General features: G+C 47.5%; 18 protein-coding genes. 4 read left to right on the forward strand and 14 right to left on the reverse strand.

Annotated features, from left to right (window positions below):
• Window positions 1-5: 5 nt before the first annotated feature.
• Window positions 6-278 carry a hypothetical protein gene (locus tag ACQCVH_RS14500; protein ID WP_426836361.1) on the reverse strand — a complete coding sequence of 91 codons (273 nt, stop codon included), beginning with the start codon at window positions 276-278 and terminating at the stop codon, window positions 6-8.
• A gap of 68 nt (window positions 279-346) precedes the next feature.
• Here ACQCVH_RS14500 and ACQCVH_RS14505 point away from each other — a divergent pair, with 68 nt between their 5' ends.
• Window positions 347-721, forward strand: a complete 375-nt coding sequence (locus ACQCVH_RS14505; RefSeq protein WP_426836362.1) for an immunity 22 family protein — start codon at window positions 347-349, stop codon at window positions 719-721.
• A 51-nt stretch (window positions 722-772) separates the two neighbouring features.
• Here ACQCVH_RS14505 and ACQCVH_RS14510 read toward each other — a convergent pair whose 3' ends face one another.
• The 12 genes from ACQCVH_RS14510 to ACQCVH_RS14565 form a co-directional block, all read right to left on the reverse strand.
• Window positions 773-1,819 (reverse strand): aldose epimerase family protein, encoded by a 1,047-nt coding sequence (locus ACQCVH_RS14510; protein ID WP_426836363.1) that lies wholly within the window; start codon window positions 1,817-1,819, stop codon window positions 773-775.
• 46 nt (window positions 1,820-1,865) lie between these two features.
• The gene (gene galT, locus ACQCVH_RS14515; RefSeq protein WP_426836364.1) at window positions 1,866-3,365 is read right to left on the reverse strand and encodes a UDP-glucose--hexose-1-phosphate uridylyltransferase; all 1,500 of its coding nucleotides are present in this window, start codon (window positions 3,363-3,365) and stop codon (window positions 1,866-1,868) included.
• Between the two features lie 12 nt (window positions 3,366-3,377).
• The gene (gene galE / locus ACQCVH_RS14520; RefSeq protein WP_426836365.1) at window positions 3,378-4,367 is read right to left on the reverse strand and encodes a UDP-glucose 4-epimerase GalE; all 990 of its coding nucleotides are present in this window, start codon (window positions 4,365-4,367) and stop codon (window positions 3,378-3,380) included.
• Complete coding sequence (locus ACQCVH_RS14525) at window positions 4,364-5,554, reverse strand: galactokinase (RefSeq protein WP_426836366.1); 1,191 nt, start codon at window positions 5,552-5,554, stop codon at window positions 4,364-4,366. The genes galE and ACQCVH_RS14525 overlap by 4 nt, the downstream gene beginning before the upstream one ends.
• A 25-nt stretch (window positions 5,555-5,579) precedes the next feature.
• Window positions 5,580-6,569: a LacI family DNA-binding transcriptional regulator gene (locus ACQCVH_RS14530; protein ID WP_426836367.1), complete on the reverse strand. Its 990-nt coding sequence runs from the start codon at window positions 6,567-6,569 to the stop codon at window positions 5,580-5,582.
• Window positions 6,570-6,868: 299 nt separating this feature from the next.
• Window positions 6,869-7,189 carry a YrhK family protein gene (locus ACQCVH_RS14535; RefSeq protein WP_426836368.1) on the reverse strand — a complete coding sequence of 107 codons (321 nt, stop codon included), beginning with the start codon at window positions 7,187-7,189 and terminating at the stop codon, window positions 6,869-6,871.
• A 144-nt stretch (window positions 7,190-7,333) separates the two neighbouring features.
• Window positions 7,334-7,672 (reverse strand): DnaJ family domain-containing protein, encoded by a 339-nt coding sequence (locus ACQCVH_RS14540; RefSeq protein WP_426836369.1) that lies wholly within the window; start codon window positions 7,670-7,672, stop codon window positions 7,334-7,336.
• Between the two features lie 90 nt (window positions 7,673-7,762).
• Window positions 7,763-8,251, reverse strand: coding sequence for a methylated-DNA--[protein]-cysteine S-methyltransferase (locus tag ACQCVH_RS14545; protein WP_426836370.1), 489 nt, complete (start codon window positions 8,249-8,251; stop codon window positions 7,763-7,765).
• Entirely contained in the window at window positions 8,244-9,143 is a 900-nt protein-coding gene (locus ACQCVH_RS14550) for a DNA-3-methyladenine glycosylase family protein (RefSeq protein WP_426836371.1), read from the reverse strand. Before ACQCVH_RS14550 ends, ACQCVH_RS14545 begins: the two co-directional genes overlap by 8 nt.
• Window positions 9,140-9,679 carry a bifunctional transcriptional activator/DNA repair enzyme AdaA gene (locus ACQCVH_RS14555; RefSeq protein WP_426836473.1) on the reverse strand — a complete coding sequence of 180 codons (540 nt, stop codon included), beginning with the start codon at window positions 9,677-9,679 and terminating at the stop codon, window positions 9,140-9,142. The genes ACQCVH_RS14550 and ACQCVH_RS14555 overlap by 4 nt, the downstream gene beginning before the upstream one ends.
• 212 nt (window positions 9,680-9,891) lie before the next feature.
• Entirely contained in the window at window positions 9,892-10,566 is a 675-nt protein-coding gene (locus ACQCVH_RS14560) for a YdeI/OmpD-associated family protein (RefSeq protein ID WP_426836372.1), read from the reverse strand.
• A 35-nt stretch (window positions 10,567-10,601) separates the two neighbouring features.
• Complete coding sequence (locus ACQCVH_RS14565; RefSeq protein WP_426836373.1) at window positions 10,602-13,799, reverse strand: DEAD/DEAH box helicase; 3,198 nt, start codon at window positions 13,797-13,799, stop codon at window positions 10,602-10,604.
• Window positions 13,800-13,993: 194 nt separating this feature from the next.
• Here ACQCVH_RS14565 and ACQCVH_RS14570 point away from each other — a divergent pair, with 194 nt between their 5' ends.
• The 3 genes from ACQCVH_RS14570 to ACQCVH_RS14580 all read left to right on the forward strand — a co-directional run bounded on the left by ACQCVH_RS14570 (window position 13,994) and on the right by ACQCVH_RS14580 (window position 17,033).
• Window positions 13,994-14,437 carry a MarR family winged helix-turn-helix transcriptional regulator gene (locus ACQCVH_RS14570; protein WP_426836374.1) on the forward strand — a complete coding sequence of 148 codons (444 nt, stop codon included), beginning with the start codon at window positions 13,994-13,996 and terminating at the stop codon, window positions 14,435-14,437.
• Window positions 14,434-15,633 carry an MFS transporter gene (locus tag ACQCVH_RS14575; protein ID WP_426836375.1) on the forward strand — a complete coding sequence of 400 codons (1,200 nt, stop codon included), beginning with the start codon at window positions 14,434-14,436 and terminating at the stop codon, window positions 15,631-15,633. Before ACQCVH_RS14570 ends, ACQCVH_RS14575 begins: the two co-directional genes overlap by 4 nt.
• Window positions 15,634-15,824: 191 nt before the next feature.
• Window positions 15,825-17,033, forward strand: coding sequence for an MFS transporter (locus ACQCVH_RS14580; protein WP_426836376.1), 1,209 nt, complete (start codon window positions 15,825-15,827; stop codon window positions 17,031-17,033).
• 48 nt (window positions 17,034-17,081) lie between these two features.
• On the opposite strand, the gene ACQCVH_RS14585 is transcribed toward ACQCVH_RS14580, so the two are convergent.
• Entirely contained in the window at window positions 17,082-17,906 is an 825-nt protein-coding gene (locus tag ACQCVH_RS14585) for a hypothetical protein (RefSeq protein ID WP_426836377.1), read from the reverse strand.
• Between the last annotated feature and the right edge of the window lie 95 nt (window positions 17,907-18,001).

An 18,001-nucleotide genomic window follows, 5' to 3' on the forward strand; every position in this document is an offset into this window, starting at 1 on the left:
TTCATCTATTGGTAAAATGCCGATGCTGCCAGAACGAGGCATATTGCAGATGCTAAAAACATAGCGGCTCCAGCCCCCCGGCTTGCCTTCAGTTTCATCCCCAAAGCCCCAAAGAAGATGGCAGCCGCCGCTTTAGAAGCTCCTTGAAAGAATGAACCGCCATCTGCAAAAACAGAACTGCTAAATAGAATAGACAAAAGCAGAGAACCTGCAATTAAAATCCTGAACCATAGAGGCTCTCTCAAGAAAAGCCCTGCAAACAGCTTTAACCGTTTCATCGTTTATAACTCCCTTCAAAATAGATATAATCCTGATGAATAAGAAAACAGATTGGAGGCAGTTCTTTATGGGGCAAGATGGGTATGTATCGCTTTGGGCAGGGAATCTGACATCCGAAAAAGAACTTCAGGAATACCTTACTCTATCCTACGATGAAGAAGGAGATGCGTTGCCATCTTTATTTGAAAAAGATTCAGGAATTGATACGGATGAGGATTTTATGGAATCTGACTTTCTCGTTCAAGGAGTGAGGAGCCTCCCTCTATTGCTGGAGGGGTGTTCTTATGATGAGTATGTGATCCCGCGATTTGTAAACTTGCTGGGCGAAAAATTGAACCATGAAGTTAATTGCTTACTTTTGATTTATAATCTGCAATACAGCAGGGAAGATTGGCGTGCACAAGGCAAGCTGAAATTTCTGGGTAGTGTCAGGTATCAGTAGAAAAAACCTGTACAGTTCAGACTGTACAGGCGATGCCCTGCCGGCTAATAATTATGCTTGTGAAAACCTAAAAGTAGTAACCGACCGGTAAGCTTCCCCTTTTTTCAAAATACATGATGGAAATTCCGGGTGATGCACCGCATCCGGCAGCCCCTGGGTCTCCAGGCATACCCCCAGGTGATTGGCGGCTGTAACGCCGCGAATGGAAAATGGCCCCTCCAGTGTATTGCTTGTATAAAGGACAACTGCAGGCTGATCAGTTTCAACTACAAGGCGCCGGCCGCTTTCTGCGTCATATAAGCTGATTTCTTCATTCTCATTTTCAGCGAGCAGGAATGGATGGTCATAGCCGCTGCCGACCCGTATATTCTGCGGATTATCCGAAGTGTTCCCATCCTTGAGTTTTCGGCCTTCTGTAAAATCAAATACCGTTCCATTGACAGGCACGAGCTTGCCGGTCGGAATGAGTGCTTCGTTCAGTTCCGCAAACCGGTCACTTTTAAGCGTCAGTTCATGATCGAGGATATCCCTTTTCAAATCTCCGCTCAGATTAAAGTACGAATGATTCGTTACATTGACAATCGTATCTTCATCACTGGTTCCTTCATAGCTGATCTCCAGCTCGTTCCGGTCATTCAATGTGTAAGTAACCTTCATCTCGAGATTTCCTGGATAGCCTTCTTCGCCATCTTTGCTGACATATCTGAAAATGACGCTTGCATAATCCGGCCCTTCAGAGATTTCTGCATCCCAGAGCTTTTTATCAAACCCCTCTATTCCGCCGTGAAGATTATTTCCGCCGTTATTTTTGGCCAGCTTATAGGTTTTTCCATTCAGCTCAAATGCCCCGCCGGCAATCCTTCCGGCATGGCGCCCGCAAACTGCTCCAAAGTATGGGGAATGCTGCTGGTACTCTTCCAGAGTATCAAAGCCCAGGACAATATTTTCCATCCGCCCATCCCGGTCCGGCATAAGGATTTTCGTGATAATACACCCATAATCAAGGCAGGAAACCTCCATTCCCTGTCCATTTACCAGTGTAAAGATGGAAACTGTCCGTCCATCCTGCTCTGCAAACTTCTCTCTAACTGCCTTCATTTGCAAGACTCCCATTCATTTAAAATATGTGTTCCAGATTCTGCAATTAATCTAGCTCCGCCAGAAAATCAGCAAATCTGCGGAATGCCGCCAGGCCCGATTCAGTCTGCTTGAACACGCCTGCATCTTCAAGGACCCTTACAAACTTATACCCTATTTCTTGGCGAATAATGGCCTTGGCATTTTCCCTGTTTAACTCAGACGCATACTTTTCTTTCATATCAATGGCCCATGGCATATGGTAGTCCTTTACCTCTGAATGCTGATCCAGCAGGAACTTTTCTATCTCACTGATTTCCTTTTCCAAACGCGCCGGGAGAACAGCCAGACCCATCACTTCAATCAGGCCGATGTTCTCTTTTTTAATATGATGGACATCGGCATGGGGATGAAAAATGCCGAGCGGATGCTCAGTGTTTGTGCGGTTGTTCCTGAGGACAAGATCCAATTCATAAAGTCCATCCCGCATTCTCGCAATCGGTGTAATAGTGTTATGCCTCGTCTCTCCTGTAAATGCCTCTATTTCAGCTTCTGTATCACTGTATTGAACCCATGCTTCAAGGATCATCTCTGCCGCATCTGCAAGCTCTTTCTGTTTTTGACCTCTTAGGCGGATAACAGATAACGGCCATCTCAGCATGCTGGCGCTTATAGCGGGGAAACGGCTCAGCTGGAACGAGCCGATTTCATCCGCACCTGCCATGGCAAATTCATAATTGCCGCCCTGATAATGATCATGGCTGAGTATGGATCCGCCTACTATCGGCAAATCAGCGTTGGAGCCAAGAAAATAATGCGGGAACTTTCCTGTGAATTCCAGCAGCCTCACAAAAGTGCTGCGGTCGATTTTCATGTCGCGGTGCTCCCCGCAAAGGACGATGCAGTGCTCGTTATAATATACATACGGGGAATACTGCAGGAACCACGGTTCATCAGCAAGCTCCAGGTCGATGATCCGGTGGTTGGAGCGCGCCGGGTGCCCCGGCCGTCCTGCATAACCTTCATTTTCTGCACACAGCAGGCATTTCGGATATTTGGAGGAAACAACCTTCATCTCCCGCTCGCGTGCTATCTGCTGCGGATCCTTCTCCGGCTTGGACAGGTTGATAGTGATGTCCAGTTCGCCATAAGCGGTGGCGATTTTATAATTGATATTCTTTGCAATGCTTTTTGTCTGGATATAGTTGCTGTTCCGGCTGAGGCTGTAAAAATACCTGGTAGCCTCTGCAGGGCTATCCCCATACTTCTCATAGAACTCTTTATTCACAGAAGAAGGCTTTGGAACAAGCACATCCATGATTTTGCCGGACAGAATGTCCTTGTCGCTTTCCAGGCTGGTAATAATGCCTTCAGCCGCCGCATGCTCAACGAGGTTTTCCAAAAGATCAGGAATACTCATTTCCCCTGCTTCGGCATGCTCCGGATAGTCGACAAGCCCAATCAAAGACATGATCTGATTTCGCGCATAAATGGTGTCCCGCTGCTCAATCATTCCGAGGGCTGCTGCCCTGCTCACCAGCGTCTCTATGCTCGTATATACGTCCATTCCAAGCCCTCCTTATTCGTTATAGCCGTGCGGATGTGCCTGATGCCAGCTCCAGGCATCTTCAATAATCTGCTTGATGCTTGTTCTTTGCGGATTCCATCCGAGAACTGTTTTTGCTTTCTGCGAGGAAGCGATGAGGGTGCTTGGGTCCCCGCTTCTTCTCGGAACGACTTTTTCCGGAATCTCATGCCCGGTCACCTCACGGACTGCCTCGATCATTTCCTTAACAGAAAAGCCCTGCCCGCTTCCAAGGTTAATAATCTCGCTTTTTCCGCCATTCTGCAGATACTGGAGGGCAAGCAGATGGGCATCGATTAGATCTTCGACATGGATGTAATCGCGGATGCAGGTTCCATCCTCTGTGTCATAATCATCGCCGAATATTGAAATATGCTCCCTCTGTCCAAGGGCGACCTGGAGAATGATCGGGATCAGATGTGTTTCAGGCTGATGGTCTTCGCCGATTTCTCCTGTCGGCCTTGCTCCCGCCACATTGAAATAACGGAGTGATACATATTTTAAATCATGGGCCGTCTCGCACCATCTCATGATTTTTTCCATCGTCAGCTTGGTTTCGCCATAGGCATTCGTAGGATTGGCAGGCATCTCTTCCGTGATCGGCATTGTTTTCTGCTCTCCATAGGCGGCAGCGGTCGAGGAGAACACAATATTCTTCACATCGAACTCGGTCATCACTTCGAGCAGGACCTGAGTACCGTAGACATTATTGTTGAAATATTTCAGCGGACTCTCCATAGATTCGCCTACAAGCGAGTTGGCCGCAAAATGAAGGACGCCGTCAATGCTTTCCTTTTCAAACACACTGCGCAGAAACTCCTTATCACGGATGTCCCCCTGATAAAACTTCGCATCAGGGTGAACCGCTTCCCTGTGGCCTGTCTCCAGGCTATCGACAACCACCGCTTCATAATTCTGGTCAATCAGCTGATAAACTGCATGTGAACCGATATATCCTGCACCGCCAAGAACTAAAATACTCATTCCTGCACCTCCAAAATGAATTCCTTGGTTCCATCTCCAACACTTGCTGCGTAGAAATCTGCAGCATGGCCGATTCTTTCCATGTATTTCTTGCCTACCATTTCAATGAAAGAAGGAGCTTTGTCTTTCTCAACAATCGCAATCGCACATCCGCCAAACCCTGCACCAGTCATACGGGCCCCAAGTGTGCCTTCCTGCTGCCAGGCGGCTTCCACCAGAGCATCAAGCTCTTTTCCGGTTACTTCATAATCATTCTTCAGCGACTGATGCGACTCATTCATCAGCTTCCCGAATTCTTCAAGGCGCCCTTCCTGCAAAGCCTTGAATGCCTTTAGCGTCCTCTGGTTCTCATAGACAGCATGCTTCGCCCTTTTTAGAAGGACTTCATTTCCGATCAGCTGCTTATGCTGTTCAAATTCATCCTCTGATAATTCCCCAAGTGATGAAATGGAAAGCTTAGACTGAAGCCTGGCAAGCGCTGCTTCACATTCGCTCCGCCGTTCATTATATTTTGAATCTGCCAGCTCCCTGCGCTTGTTCGTATTCATGATCATAATCTGATAGTTTTCCAGATTAATAGGAGCATATTCATACTTCAAGGTATTGCAGTCAAGCAGGATGGCGCTGCCGGACTGGCCCATGCCGATGGCAAACTGATCCATGATGCCGCTGTTGACGCCAATAAATTCGTTTTCGACCTTTTTTCCCAGCTTAACAAGGTCGATCCTGCCAATATTACATTCAAAGAGTTCATTAACGATCACTCCGACCAGCATTTCCAGTGAAGCAGATGAAGAAAGTCCGGCGCCATTCGGAATGTTGCCATACACGAGTATATCCATTCCGGATGGAAGCTCCCATCCAGCTTCCTCTATATAAGCAATCATGCCTTTCGGAAAGTTCGCCCAGCCATGCTCTTTTCTATATTCAAGACCATCCAGGGAAAATTCGATGATGCCTGCTTCCGGAAAATTCTTCGAATATACTCTGACCAGCCTGTCGCTCCGCTTTTTCGCAGCCCCGTAAGTCCCAAAAGTAATGGCACAAGGAAAGACATGGCCGCCATTATAGTCTGTATGCTCCCCGATCAGGTTGATGCGCCCAGGGGAGAAAAACAGCCTTGCCTCTCCATTCATAGAGTCTGGATAAATGGCCTGAAAGTCATTGATTAATGTGTGTTGTTCCATATCGTTGTCTCCTTATTTCACAAAATTAAAAACTGCTGCTGCGGGCAATCAGTTCTGTTGCAAGGAACACCTTCTTCGCAATCTTCCTGCCCTGGTTTCTTTCCAGCAATAAATCGACAGCTGTCTCACCCATCAGTTCTGTATGCACCTTCAAGGTTGTCAGTGATGGGAATATATACTTCGATACACTGATATCGTTAATTCCGATCACATTCACCCGCTCTGGAACCTGGATGCCAGCTTCATGAAGGGCTCTCAGGCAGCCGATGGCAATAAGGTCATTGCCTGAAAATACTGCTGTCGGGAGACTTTCCCCTTTATCTTCAATCATTTTTTTCATCTGCATATAGCCGCTGCTCACTGTAAAGCTTTCGATATAGATATTCCCTTCATCCAGAAGCCCGCGGCTGGCCATATAATTTCTAAAAGCCTTTTCACGCGCATCTTCAATTCCGCCCGATTCGTCCTTAAAGATTTCCTGTCCGCCGATATAGCCGATGGATTTATGATGTTTACCCATTAAATAGTCAAGTATTTTGACGGCCGCTTTTTCAAAATCCACGACAACCGAATCATACCGGTCTTCATCCGGGCTGTAATCTGCAAAAATAAGAGCGTCGGTGATTTCTCCAAGAGCATCTGCCTGCGCTTTGCTGAACTTCCCGACAGCTATGACGCCCTGAAGGCTTTCACCCTTGGCTTTTTCCAGGTCATCGTAAAAATAGTTGGCATACTGGATGCCCAGCTGCTGGCAGCGCTGCTCGATGCCATAGCGGATCGACATATAATACAGATCTTCCAGTTCTTCTTTCTCTGTGTACCAGTGAATGACAGCAATTTTTAAGGCAGCATCCTTTTTGGCCGGCTTTTTCTTGTAATCAAGCTCTTCAGCAGCTTCAAAAATCTTCTTGCGTGTATCGTCTGTCACCGACAGGGAAGCATCATAGTTAAGAACCCTGGAAACAGTGGCAATCGATACCCCTGCTTTTTCTGCAATCTCCTTGATAGTCGCCATATGCAGCCTCCTTCCGTTCAAAAAATAAATCGCTTACATTTATTTTATAACTTTTAGTAAATAAATCAATATTTTTACTAAAATATTTACAAAGTTTTAATGTTGCAGTTTCCCATTTATAAAAAAGGAGTGACCTCATCAGGATCACCCCTTTCCTTTTATCTGGTTCTTTCTGGTATCTTAACTTCGTACGGGTTCAAAGCGACTTCACAGCCCAGTTCAGAAGAAAGACCAGAATCGAAATTTGCCAAAAAAATAAAAATCGAGAGACAGCATTCACTCCTCCCGATCTCCAGCCACTATTCATTTTCTTGCTCCTTCCATCTCCCTTTCCCGCTGCCCGGCTTAATACTCCTGATATGCAAGTCCTTCAATATATTCAAAACCGCCCTGGCAATCATAAGGATACTGCCAGCGAGAAAAAATGAAATAGCTATTCTTTGATCCACATCTATCAGGTACAGGATGCTTCCAATGAAATACAAAACGCCAAGAAAGAAATCATTCAGCCAGGAGAGGACATTATACCTTTTTTCCACAATCATCTTGTACTTTCCGACCTGGATATACACGTCCTCGTCATTATCATACACCTTTTTTTCAATCTCCAATGCAATCACCCTCCCATTGGGGTTTTCCCTTTTTTACTGCAAGGATTCGTGTTATTTACTGGAAAACAACGTCGCAGGAGTGATAGCCTGGGCATAAATCCTCTCTTTAACAAAATAAAAAGCCGCCCGTAAGCAGCCAGCTGTTAAAGTACCCTATACCTGCCAGATTCTCTTTGCCTGTTCCAGGTCGCTGAAACGGATGATGTTCTTCTGCATCGGCGGGGGGCATGCCATATTGTATTTTCTGATCTTTTCGTTGATTGCAGCAGCGTCCTGCTCTGAATGGCATGAATGGACCATTTCGGAGATTTCTTTCTGGAGCTTGAGCCATGGCGGCAAATAGCCGGCATCCTTGGCGATTTTCTGAAAGCGCTGGTAGGTATCCTGCTCCAAATACTCTTTAGGCAGCGGCTTGCCCTTTCCGATGAAGTTATCTTTTTCCCCTGCATTTTCAAGAATATCACCGATTAGATCGTTGTGTTTCCTGTCCATGGAAGGCCTCCCATCATAGCATTTTCCTATTATATTATCATTATTTTCTAAATATTAACATAAGAGGGAAGAATACCTGACAGCTATTTCTCAGCTCTTTATGCTGAAATGCTTCCGCTCATGCTCCAAAAGCCATTCTTTTCTCCAAATCCCCCCGGCATATCCGGTCATGGTTCCATTTGTGCCAATGATCCGGTGACAGGGAAGAACGATGCTCAGCTTATTTCTTCCGTTTGCTGTCCCTACTGCCCTTACCGCCTTTTCGTTTTCAACCAGGGAAGCAATATCCTTGTAAGTGCCTGTGCTGGCATAAGGAATGGAAGTCAAAGCATTCCAGACACGCTGCTGAAAATCAGTCCCCTCCATCATATATGGGAAAGTAAATTCCCTGCGTTCTCCTTTGAAATATTCATCCAGCTGCTGCCAGCATTGTTTAATGGCATCAGGATGCCCTTTATCCAGCTGGTATTCTGCTTTTTCACGATCAGTAAATAATATTGATACAACATCCTGGTCATTGCCGGCAATTTCAATGGTGCCGATCGGAGATTCGTAATCAGCCCGATATACTTTATTCATATAAAGACCTCCATAAATAAAAGACTGCATAAGCCTGCCAGCCATCCCACCGGCTTGCGGCTTTTTCAATTTCTTCAATGAATGGCTTTCTGTCAAGCCCCATCTGGTGCTTTAAAGCGTTCTGAAGCCCCGCGTCCCCAATGGGAAATGCGGCAGAATCCAGGAGACATTTCATCCGTACATAATCTGCGGTCCACGCCCCGACTCCTTTAAGAGACATCAGCACAGCCCTTGCTCCCGGCTTGCCTGACAGGTTATCCTTCTCTAGCTTTTTTTCTGCCATCAGTTTTGCAATTCCTATGATGTATTCTGCTTTCCGGCCTGTAAACTGCAGCTGCTTCAGATCTTCCGGTTCAAGGGCAGCAATCTTTTCTGGTTCAGGAAATAACCAAAAGCACTGGCCCTCATAAGAAAAGCAAGTCCCATACTTTTCGGTGAAAGCCTTTTTCAGCTTATAGGCGAAGGTGAGATTGATTTGCTGGCCGATAACCGCCCAGACAAGCGCCTCAAATAAATCAGGGATTCCTATGATCCGCAGCCCGGCATAACGTTCTGCCAGACCCTTCAGGAGAGGGTCTCCAGCTGCCATCCCTGCAAATCCGCCTGCATCACGCTTTAAATCAAGCCACTCTTCAATAAATGCTGCTGCCTTCTTTCTTCCATTATCGGATGGAGGACCAAGCAGAAAGCTCGCTTGAAGATGGGTTTCTGTAGAGCTTAGCTTCAGAAGGATCACTTCCCCATCAAAGATAATCCCCTTAAAAACTGCAGAACCTTCAACATAATGGAGGATCTCCTGGCTTGACCTGCCCAGGAAGATGAGGGCTTCACTGAAAGAAAAATGAGCAGGCAGCTCCAGCTCCATTGAAGTCTGGCCGTCTTTCCACCTCATTCCTGAGGCACCTGCTTTCGTTTCCGGTATTCACTTGGCGTGCAGCCATTCAACTTCCGGAAGCTTTTATAAAAACTTGAAGGGCTGTGAAATCCTGCTTCAAAGCATATCTCCAAATTCGTCAGCACGGAGTGAGCCAGCAGGTGGGCAGCTTTATCCACCCGGACCTTTTCCAGGTATTCGCGCGGTGTTTCCGATGTTTCCTCTTTAAATAACCGTTCCAGATAGAATGCACTCATCCCTGCATCCTCCGCAATATCCTGCAGCGTCACTTTTTCCCCATAATGATTGATCAGAAAAGCAACGACCTTCCGGACCAGCCCGACTTGAGGGGAATGCTCCACTTCCGGCTGGCACCTTTTACAGGCCCGATAGCCTTTCCGCTCCGCCTCCGCTTTACTAAAATAGAATTCAACATTGATCTTTTTCGGCTTCCTTGACCGGCAGGATGGCCTGCAATAGATTTTGGTTGTTTTCACTGCTGTAAAAAAGAGGCCGTCATATGTCCGGTCACATGCCAGGATTTTTTCCCACATCTCTTCAAAAGACAAAGAAACCTTCTCCAACCTACTCCCTCCTGTCCATCTGCTTTGTATGGCCATTTTACAGGATAAAGCTTCCGGTTTCGTCTTCAATCTTGCTGTTATGGTCCATGCTCTGCAAATCATCACCCGTGTACAGAGGCTTACAGGAAAACAGAATTCTTGTCCGCCTTCTGCTTTTAGGCTGTACAGACAGCGTGAGATTCTTACGAACGGTCTCTCCTGTACAAATCCCTGCTTTTATATCCTTCCGCCATGATCATTTTCATCTCTTCCCGCCTTTTATCCCTTGTTGCTTCCTGCTTGGCACTGTAGACATACCTGGCCCAGTCCTTCCGGTAGCCCGGGGTAAGGGACTGGTAGAATGAGAGCAGATCAGGCCGGTCGTCTAGATCTTTCTCTACCTCAGGAATCTGATCGATATAATCATCCACACATTGGCTTGCCTTGGCAGAGGCTTTATTTTTACCATCCGAATCTTCTTTAAGCCCCACTACCGTAAACACCTCATCAAGCCCCACCATCCGGGAGAATTTGATGCTGCTTCCTTTAACATAGCCATCCTCATCGGCTCCCAGGCCCGCCAGCAGTTCATCACGATGGATGAAGCTTTCGTACACCTTATTGCCCTTTTTCGGATAAGCTAAGTACAGATAGCCGCCAGGCTTCAGAAAACGGCCATTTATGATTTCAGCAGCAGCTTCCTGCAGGGAAGGCATATCGAGTACAAATGCAAAAACCAGATCGTAGGAAGTACCTTCTGCAAGCCAGGTACTGTAATTCTCCAGTTCAGGTAAATAGTTCTTTCCTTCAGGCATATGGAGAACGGCTGCCTTTTTGTACTTTAATAGATTCAATTTGTCAGCGATTGTTTTAGCCATTAGCTTTTCTCCTATGTCCTTATTTTTTAAAATTGTCAGACGTTCAATATCTCCCGGATATCATCCTCTGTGAGCATTCCCTGACTTTTTCCGCCAGGCTCGATGACCTCTTCAATGAGATTCCGTTTCTTATCCTGCAATTCGTTCATCTTTTCTTCAATGGTGCCGCGGGCCAGCAGCTTGATCACCTGTACATTATGCCTTTGGCCCATTCTGTAGGCCCGGTCTGCAGCCTGGTTCTCGACTGCCGGATTCCACCAGAGATCATAAAGGATGACCGTATCGGCGCCGGTCAAATTCAGTCCGGTCCCGCCTGCCTTCAGGGAAATCAGGAAAAAGTCATGCTCACCGCTGTTAAAGCGCCCGCACAGCTTGACCCTCTCCTCTGAGGGAGTCTGTCCATCCAGGTAGAAGAAGCCGATGCCCTGCCTGGCCAATTCCCTGCCGATCATATCGAGCATTTTCGTGAATTGGGAAAAAATCAGCACCCGCCTGCCGGACAAACGTGATTCTTTAATGATCTGGAGCAGCTGCTCATATTTCGCAGAGCTTCCCTTATATCCGTCCACGAACAGAGCCGGATGGCAGCAGATCTGCCTCAGCCTGGTGAGTCCGGCAAGGATCCTGATCTTGTTTTTTCGGAGCGTGTCTTTGTCCAGGTGCTTGAGTGTGTCATGGCGGAGCTTGGCCAGATAGGCGGCATACAGCTTTTTCTGATCTGGCAGCAGCTCGGCTGACTCAAGATATTCCGTTTTTTCCGGAAGCTCCGAAAGCACATCCGACTTTAATCTCCTGAGAAGGAAAAGACTGGTTCTCCTGCTGATTGTTTTCCTGTCGAGAAAGCTGAACTCGCGGAGCCCCTGGAAGAGCTCCGGGAAGATCACATGAAAAATCGACCATAGTTCCTCCAGAGAATTTTCAATCGGTGTCCCTGTAAGAGCGAACCGGTTTCCTGCCTGGATTTTTTTAACCGTCCTAGCCGTTTGGGTGACAGGATTTTTAAATGCCTGTGCCTCATCAAAAAAGACTGTGCTGAAAGGCTGTTTCTCATAGCTGCTGATGTCCTTGCGGAGCAGCGGATATGACACAATCAGGACATCCAGCTCTCCTGCTTCTGCCAGCATCTTCTCCCTATCAGATTTGCTTCCGTCCATCACTATGCTCTTGATCTCCGGTGCGAATCTTTCAAATTCACTGTGCCAGTTATAGGTCAGTGAAGACGGGCATACGATCAGGGCGGGCTGGGAGGACCTCCTGATTGCAGGAAGCTCGGACTGGATATAAGCGATAGCCTGAAGCGTCTTCCCCAGTCCCATATCATCTGCAAGGATGCCGCCGAAACCATAGCCCGCCAATGTTTTCAGCCATTGATAGCCTTGTTTTTGATAGTCGCGCAGTACAGGCTCCAGGCTTTCAGGTACGGCAAATTGTCGGCTGCCAGGGGTCCGGACCTCCTCGATAAAGTTCCGGAAAGACTCTTCAAAGCTGAATACCTCCCCTTCCTCCAGTGATCCCATAAGGCGGAGCCCTGGGACCATGGGGACGTTCAGCCCCTCTTCCAAATCCTCATCCTGGGCAGGAACCTCATTCAAAAACCGCCTGATTTCATCAAACTCTCTGGATTCAAGGGAGAGCAGCGCCCCGTCCCGCAGCCGGTAATATTTCCTTTTTTCCTCAAGCGAAGCCAAAAGGCCGCGAACTTCATGCTCAGGGATCCCGTCCATGGCAAATTTGAATTCCAGCCAATTGGTCCGTTCTTTTTTCACTTTAACGGAAATGCGCGGATGAATGCTTTCCCTGAAGATTCGGTTCCTGATTGCGGTTGTCGCATAGACCTTGACCATCGTCTGAAGCTTTGGAAGCTGCCGGTACAGGAATTCATATTCCAGCTCTTCGTTCTGGAGATAGTAGCCGCTGTCGGTTCTGGCAAAGCTGCTTTCCTCCATCACTTCGAGGATAGTTCTTTCTTTTTCCTCATCCCTGATCAGAAGGAAATCTGTATGGAACTCCTTCTCCTCAAGCGGATTAAAGACGACATTGTCATACTGAAACTCGAGGCTCGCCAGGAGCCTGTTTTTCAGGCGGTCCAAGTAGAGTTTGGCTGTCAGCGGCGACTGGATGAGCTGAGTCTTGATCCCGCCCGGGAGATGCACTTCCCCCAGCTTTTTCAATCCTGGTACGACCTTTTCCAGCATAAAGCCGACCTGATCCTTTTGGATGGGAATCCGGTCCGTTCCTGAAGCGGCGAGCATCCCCTTCAGGTCTGCCAGGCGCTTGCAGTCATCATTTTCAAGCTGATAGATCATACCCCTGTACAAGACAGACTGATAGGCCTGCAGAATTAAGATTTTGTCCATGCCTTTCACCACAAGCCGGCCGCCTTTATTTTCGTCCAGCTCAAAACGGAACGTTAATGGCAGCTGCTCTTCCGGCACGCTGATGCCTTCGTATACATGCCCGCCATTTTTGAGCTGTACCTTCGGGGCAGCTGTTAAAAGGGAAAGGAGCCGCCTCCAGGAGGTAGGCGGGATCAGCAGGATAGACGCGTCAGCTTCTAAAGTCTGTCCTTCTTTATGGGCCTGCTCATCCTCAATGATCCGCATCAGTTCCTGGAGAACAGCATCATCTTCTTTCCGGAAATAATGCCCGGCAGGTTCGTATGTAAAGAAGGGGGAAACTGCACTCTGGCTTCTTTCTTTTACATCCTTAAGGAATTTCCTAATGTCCCTGACCGGGTGCATAGCTATGCTGGCTTCCATTCCAAGCATGGTGCTTCCATCTGCAAGAGATATCGGCATGCATGTAAAGCAGGCTTCTGCAGGCTGCCTGTTCTCGAAGTGCAGCTGTTCCCCGCTTGAGCGGGAAGGCTCTTTTTCGAAAATCGTCAGCAGCCCTTCTGCCAGCGACTCATGCCCCGCTCCTTCCACATCCATCAATGGGGCTGTGCCATTTTTCTGATGATCAAGTATCGCCAGCAGGACGGCGGCAATATGCTGGCAGTCTGTTTTAACCGAAGCAAGCCTGGGACAGCTGCAATCCGCATGATAGCCTCCTTTCCCGTCCCCCTGGATCGTCACATGGAAATCCTCCGCGGCCATCACATCTGCCTCGCAGTATTCCGGCTCATACCGGCTGAATACTACCTTTTTGGAACGGAAAAAAGTATCTCCTTTCCTAAAAGAAACCAGCCCGCATGCCTCTTTTATTTTTTTGCTGTCCAATTGAATGTTCAACTATATCCCCTCGTCCATTATTGATACTGAAATTTTATCATAGAGACAGGGAAAACCCTATTTCTCTTTCCTGCCGACCTTCCTTGAAATTGTAAAATTATGGCCTGCGCCCTGGACAGAGGCAGACCTTTTCTGTTATATTATTATAATTACTCAAGGTAACCATTATTATTGATAACTAATTGGATATAGAGGTGTTTGCTATTAAAACGTTTCAGAAATTCTTTCATCAGCTACTGATGCTCTACCGCCCGTTTGAAAATAAGCTTAACCAGCTTCTTGCACAGCATCAGCTTCAGAGGGCGCAATGGACCATTTTATATTATATCTTCAATTTTGGCTCAGCCACTTTAGTTGAGCTTTCCCATTACCAGGGCGTTGAAAAACCGACTGTCACACGGACAATCACCAGACTGGAGGAGCTCGGCTTTGTGGAGCAGGTGCCAAGCAAAGACCGCCGTGAAAAAAGGATGCAGCTCACAGAGCTCGGCCATAAAGTCTACAGTGAAGTGCGGCTGACCATCGATGAATTTGAGCAGAGGATCCTTAAAGGTTTTACAGAAGAAGAACAGCTCGAAGCCATTCGCCTCATGGAAGGCATCCGCAGCAACTTAATGGAACAGGGGGAAACACATTGAACAGCTCAGATGCAAAACTTTGGACCAAGGACTTCATCGTTGTATCCTCCATCAACTTTTTTTTAACACTTGTCTTTTACTTGCTGATGGTCACCATCTCCGTCTATGCCGTCAATGAGTACGATGCATCGACAAGCCAGGCCGGACTTGTAACAGGGATCTTTATTATTGGGACGCTCATCGGCAGGCTGTTCATCGGGCGCTATATCGATCTGGTCGGCCGCAAAAGAATGCTGTTCATCGGACTGGTTTTCTTTACGCTGACGACTCTTTTATATTTAGTCCATGCCGGGGTTGCCTTTCTTCTGGCCAACCGTTTCGTTCACGGAATTACGCTTGGCATGGCCAGCACCGCTACAGGTACAATCGTTGCGCAGATCATTCCGGCAGCCAGGAAAGGCGAAGGGATCGGCTACTATAGCATGAGCGCGACACTGGCAACAGCGGTAGGACCGTTCATCGGGATTTATATGAGCCAGCATACAAGCTTTGAAATGATTTTCAGCTTTTGCCTGGCATTGGGAATCATAAGTCTGGCGACCGCCTTTCTTGTCACTGTCCCGCCTGTCACAGGCTCTCCGAAGAGCGCAGAAGCAAAAGGCTTCAGGGTTTCGGACTTTGTGGAACCAAAAGCGCTGCCGATTGCTGTCATCACCCTGGCAATCGCATTTTGTTATTCCAGCGTCCTTTCTTTCATCAATTTCTATGCGATGGAGCTTGACCTTGTGGACGCGGCAAGCTTCTTCTTTATCGTCTATGCAGTCGCCGTCCTGCTGTCCCGTCCGTTTACAGGGCGCCTGATGGACCTGAAGGGCGCCAACTATATCATGTATCCGGCATTCATCTTGTTTGCCGCAGGCATGCTCCTGCTCAGTACTGCAGGGTCAAGCTTTGTCCTGCTATTATCAGGTGTACTGATCGGCCTTGGATTCGGAAATATGCAGTCAAGCACACAGGCGATCGCCGTCAAGCTGACGGCTCCGCACAGGCTGGGGCTTGCCACATCGACTTTCTTTATTTTCCTTGATGCCGGCCTTGGATTCGGCCCATACCTGCTTGGCCTCGTCATTCCCATAACAGGCTACAGCTCCCTGTATATCATGATGGGTGCACTGATCCTTTTGTCTGCTGTGCTGTATTATTTCCTGCATGGCAGGAAAGATCATGCTTTACGGTCAGCTGCTGATGCAGTGTAATTAAAAAAGGGGTATCCTTCAGATGCGAGGATACCCCTTTTTTATTTCTAGATGTTTGACAGGCCAGACTCACAAAAAAAACTTTCATTATTTTTGCTTAAAGCAAGAAGTTTTTGTAAACCCATTCATTAAATTTAAATTCTGTAGTATCTTTAGAGAAACGAAATAATTAGAAACGTGAGGCTGCAGATATGTGGAAAAATAAGAATGTGTGGATTTTACTGACAGGGGAGTTTGTTGCAGGACTCGGCCTGTGGCTTGGAATTATCGGCAACCTTGAATTTATGCAGGAAAAGGTAGCCTCGGATTTCCTGAAGTCTCTTATTCTGGCAGCAGGCCTGCTTGCCGGCCTCGCCGTCGGTCCGGCAGCCGGCAGAATTACGGACCAGGCAAGCAAGAAAACCGTCATGCTTGTTTCCGGCTTCGCCCGCTCTGTGAGTGTTGTCTTTATGCTTATCGCCATTCATACCGGCTCAGTCTGGTGGATGGTCGTCTTCCTCGTCTGCCTGCAGATTTCGGCTGCCTTCTATTTCCCCGCCCTCCAGGCAGCCATCCCGATGGTGGTCGGCGAGAAAGATCTTTTGCAGCTGAATGGAGTGTACATGAATGTATCAACCCTTTCACGGGTGCTCGGGACTGCCGTTGCAGGAGTATTACTGGTCATCATGTCTTTATCCATGCTCTATCTCTTGTCCCTCGCTGCCTATATGGGTTTATTCCTTCTCACATGCTTCCTGAGCTTTGAGGAGAAAAAGGAGCCGGAGAAGCAGGAAGATGCCAAACAGAAGCCTGCAGGATTTTCAGAGGTCTTCCCTGTCATCAAGGGACTTCCGATTGTGTTTATGACACTCGTACTTACGCTTGTCCCGCTATTATTTCTTGGCGGATTCAACCTGATGGTCATCAATATCAGCGAGCTTCAGGACAGCTCGGCCATTAAAGGGTGGATTTATACTGCAGAGGGAGTCGCCTTCATGCTCGGCGCCTTTGCGGTAAAAAAAATCAGCGGCAAAAGCTCGCCATACAGCATCCTGTTTTTCTTTTCCTTTATCATCGGCGTATCGCAGCTGATCCTTTATTTTGCTGATATACCTGTTCTGTCTGTCCTGGCATTCCTGATCTTCGGTTTTGCGGTCGGCTGCTTCTTCCCGACTGCAGCCACCATCTTTCAGACAAGAGTGCCAAAAGATTTCCATGGCCGCTTTTTCTCTTTCCGGAACATGCTCGACCGCCTGGTCTTCCAGATTGTCCTCCTGATGACCGGTTTCCTGCTTGACGCGGTCGGCCTGCAGTATATGAGCGTCATCTTTGGAGCCTTGTCCCTGGTCATGACATGCGCCTTTTACCTGAGGTTCAAGAGCCTGAAAAACGGGATGGGGCTGGCTGAGAAAGCCGGATAATAGAAGACGGCACCTGGATTGGTGCCGTTTTTTTGTTTCTTCTTATAATTATGCAATACTCCCGCCATGCATGGAAAACAGATAGAAATCTTCCTCGTCAGCCAAGGTCCATCCGTCGAAAAAAGAACTTGCATGGAATAAGTCCAGGAACAGGTCCCCGCACTGTACTATGAGAAACGGACACTGCTCCAGCAGCCTGACATCCTCAATTCTTTTGCCTGCCAATAGTTCTATCACAGACTTCCATTCTCTTGCATTCGAGCGTATATCTGTTTCTCCCAGCAGGATCCCCTCTGCCTTTCGTATCCTCCAGGGACACTCAATACTGAGATATCCCTTTTCAAATTCAATTATAAATTGACCATCCGTCTCAACTTTTGTAATTTCCTGCCCGATGAATTCCCCGAAAGATATTTTGCTGAGTTTAGTATGCCAGAGCCTCCTGGCGTTTGTAATGATCAGTCCATGGATTTTATCCATGGTATAGCCAGGGAGATTTTCACCGTACTCGTAATCATCAATGGCGTCACTGACCTCCTGCCAATCCATCTGTTCCCCGGATAAGCCGTTTTGCGCTGCACTGATATAAATCTCTTTAGCCATTTCAATAGCATTGTCTGCAGGCATCAATAACTTTGCATGCAGCTGCTTTATATAGTATTCAAGGCATTCTTCTTCAGAAGGAGCATCATACCCAACGCTTTTCATTGCTTCCGCAAACATGCTTTCCACCTCAAATAAATTGAATGGCGCCCTCATCCCGGCGAGCTTCTTGATCTCTCGTGTATCCAGCGCGAGACATTCGCTGGCCCACTCAACATAATCCTCCGCCTGCACCGTTTCATTGTATTTTTTATAGTACAATTCAAACAAATCGATTGAAACCGCCCCTCTCCTCTTTTATCTCCCGTTAAGTATAGCGCAAGCGACTAGAGATTTTCTCTGGCCAGCACAAACTGAAATAAGGA

Source organism: Bacillus infantis, assembly GCF_050107595.1.
Lineage (GTDB): Bacteria > Bacillota > Bacilli > Bacillales > Cytobacillaceae > Bacillus_AB > Bacillus_AB infantis_C.

Bases quoted from the DNA above. Each gene is read 5' to 3' on its own strand.
- ACQCVH_RS14500 (WP_426836361.1), bottom strand. From the start codon at position 278: ATGAAACGGTTAAAGCTGTTTGCAGGGCTTTTCTTGAGAGAGCCTCTA.
- ACQCVH_RS14505 (WP_426836362.1), top strand. From the start codon at position 347: ATGGGGCAAGATGGGTATGTATCGCTTTGGGCAGGGAATCTGACATCC.
- ACQCVH_RS14510 (WP_426836363.1), bottom strand. From the start codon at position 1,819: ATGAAGGCAGTTAGAGAGAAGTTTGCAGAGCAGGATGGACGGACAGTT.
- galT (WP_426836364.1), bottom strand. From the start codon at position 3,365: ATGGACGTATATACGAGCATAGAGACGCTGGTGAGCAGGGCAGCAGCC.
- galE (WP_426836365.1), bottom strand. From the start codon at position 4,367: ATGAGTATTTTAGTTCTTGGCGGTGCAGGATATATCGGTTCACATGCA.
- ACQCVH_RS14525 (WP_426836366.1), bottom strand. From the start codon at position 5,554: ATGGAACAACACACATTAATCAATGACTTTCAGGCCATTTATCCAGAC.
- ACQCVH_RS14530 (WP_426836367.1), bottom strand. From the start codon at position 6,569: ATGGCGACTATCAAGGAGATTGCAGAAAAAGCAGGGGTATCGATTGCC.
- ACQCVH_RS14540 (WP_426836369.1), bottom strand. From the start codon at position 7,672: ATGGACAGGAAACACAACGATCTAATCGGTGATATTCTTGAAAATGCA.
- ACQCVH_RS14545 (WP_426836370.1), bottom strand. From the start codon at position 8,251: ATGAATAAAGTATATCGGGCTGATTACGAATCTCCGATCGGCACCATT.
- ACQCVH_RS14550 (WP_426836371.1), bottom strand. From the start codon at position 9,143: ATGAGGTGGAAAGACGGCCAGACTTCAATGGAGCTGGAGCTGCCTGCT.
- ACQCVH_RS14555 (WP_426836473.1), bottom strand. From the start codon at position 9,679: ATGTGGGAAAAAATCCTGGCATGTGACCGGACATATGACGGCCTCTTT.
- ACQCVH_RS14560 (WP_426836372.1), bottom strand. From the start codon at position 10,566: ATGGCTAAAACAATCGCTGACAAATTGAATCTATTAAAGTACAAAAAG.
- ACQCVH_RS14580 (WP_426836376.1), top strand. From the start codon at position 15,825: ATGTGGAAAAATAAGAATGTGTGGATTTTACTGACAGGGGAGTTTGTT.